At 73.6% G+C, this 1,345-nt stretch carries 1 protein-coding gene; it reads left to right on the top strand.

What is annotated here, in order from left to right:
• Nucleotides 1-8: 8 nt before the first annotated feature.
• Nucleotides 9-1,345, top strand: a 1,337-nt coding sequence (locus QH283_RS20460) for a metallopeptidase TldD-related protein (protein WP_280504595.1), incomplete at its 3' end; no start/stop codon positions are given.

Below are 1,345 nucleotides of genomic sequence, written 5' to 3'. Positions count from 1 at the left end.
CACTGGGGGTGCCCGCGGGCGAGGTGGTCGAGCGGGCGCTGGCGGCGTCCCGGGCCGACGAGTCGATCGTGCTGGTCACCGACGCGCACGAGGCCTCGCTGCGCTGGGCGGGCAATTCGATGACCACCAACGGCGTCTCGGCGTCGCGGCACTGGGCCGTGGTCTCGATCTTCCGCGACGGCCCGACATCGGCGCGGGTGGGCAGCGTCGGCTCCACCAGCGTCGACCAGGCCGACATCGAGACCGTGGTGCGCGCGGCCGAGGAGGCCGCCCGCACCGCCGAACCGGCCGAAGACGCCGTGCCGCTGCTGGCGGCCGACGGTCCCGCCCCGGACTGGGCGGCCGAGCCGGGCAGCACCGGCATCGACGTGTTCGGCGAGCTGGCGCGCGCTCTCGCCGGCGGCTTCGACGGCGCCGACCGCCTCTACGGCTTCGCCCACCACCGGGTGCACACCACCTGGCTCGGCACCTCGACCGGCCTGCGCAGGCGCTACGCGCAACCGACCGGCACGCTGGAGATCAACGGCAAGCGCGGCCCCGACGCCGATCCGGCCAGCGCCTGGGTCGGCACGAGCACCCCCGATTTCGTCGGTGTCGACGTGGCAGGCCTGCTCGCCGAACTGTCCCGCAGACTGGACTGGTCGGCGAAGACGGTGCACCTGGACGCCGGGCGCTACGAGACGCTGCTGCCGCCCTCGGCGGTGGCGGATCTGATGATCCCGCTCGCGTGGGCGATGGAGGCGCGCGGCGCGCACGAGGGTCACAACGCCTTCGCCGCGCCGGGCGGCGGCACCAGGATCGGCGAGCGGCTCACCGAGCTGCCGTTGACGCTCACCTCCGATCCGGCGGACCCGCTGCTGCCGCACCGGCCGTTCGTGGCGACCTCGGCGTCCTCGGACACCCTGTCGGTCTTCGACAACGGGCTGATCGCCGAGCGGGTCGACTGGGTGCGCGACGGCGTGGTCAACGCGCTCGCCCAATCGCGGGCCACCGCCGCCGAATTCGGCTCCACCGTGACCGTGCCCGGCGAGAACCTGCTGCTCACCGGCGGTTCCACGGCGAGCATCGACGAACTCGTGGCGAACACCGAGCGCGGGCTGCTGCTCACCACGCTGTGGTATATCCGGGAGGTGGACCCGGCCACGCTGCTGCTGACCGGGCTCACCCGCGACGGCGTCTACCTGGTGGAGGACGGGCGGGTCACCGCCGAGGTCAACAACTTCCGCTGGAACGAGAGCCCGCTGGACCTGTTGCGCCGCGTCACCGAAGCCGGGGCCACCGAGCCGACGCTGCCGCGCGAGTGGTCGGACTGGTTCACCCGCACGGCCATGCCGCCGCTGCGGAT

The sequence above is a fragment of the Nocardia farcinica genome (genome assembly GCF_029867845.1).
GTDB classification, from domain to species: Bacteria; Actinomycetota; Actinomycetes; order Mycobacteriales; family Mycobacteriaceae; genus Nocardia; species Nocardia farcinica_A.
Note: the sequence above shows the minus strand (reverse complement) of the source record. Positions and strands in the feature narration are given on the sequence as shown.